Consider the following 591-nt stretch of genomic DNA (forward strand, 5'->3'; position numbering starts at 1 on the left):
CCGCCCAGGATGCTGTTCCGGACGATATTGGCGCGCTGAGAGCAGCGCTGACCGCGGCGCTGGCCAGAGCCGAAGACGAGGCCGCACGCGCTGCGCTGGTCGAGGCCGAACTGGCGGTCGCCAGGGCCAAGGCATCGGATGATGCGGCGCTGATTGCACATCAGGATCTGACGATCCGCAAGCTGCAGCGGGCGCTGCATGGTCAGAGTTCTGAACGTGCCGCCCGCCTGCACGACCAGATGGAGCTCACCTTCGAGGAACTCGAGAGCACGGCCACGGAAGACGAGATCGCCGCCGAACAGGCAGCGGCCCGGACCACCGAGGTGGCGCCTTACATGCGCAAGCGACCGGCGCGCCAGCCATTTCCCGAGCACCTGCCGCGCGAACGCGTGGTCGAGCCGGCGCCGACCGCTTGCCACTGCTGCGGCGGTCATCGGCTGCGCAGGCTGGGTGAGGATATCACCGAGACGCTGGAGGTGGTGCCGCGGCAATGGAAGGTGATCCAACACGTGCGGGAGAAGATCCTATGGGCGACTGGATAGCAGCCACCGCTCTTGCGAATGTGTGGTTGTTACAAACACCACTCGGGAG

1 pseudogene is annotated in these 591 nt (G+C 66.3%); it reads left to right on the forward strand.

What is annotated here, in order from left to right:
* Positions 1 to 521 (forward strand): annotated as a pseudogene (locus NKH04_RS33150) (IS66 family transposase); the annotation flags it as partial.
* Positions 522 to 591 lie beyond the last annotated feature (70 nt).

This window comes from Mesorhizobium sp. M1365, assembly GCF_040317865.1.
Lineage (GTDB): Bacteria > Pseudomonadota > Alphaproteobacteria > Rhizobiales > Rhizobiaceae > Mesorhizobium.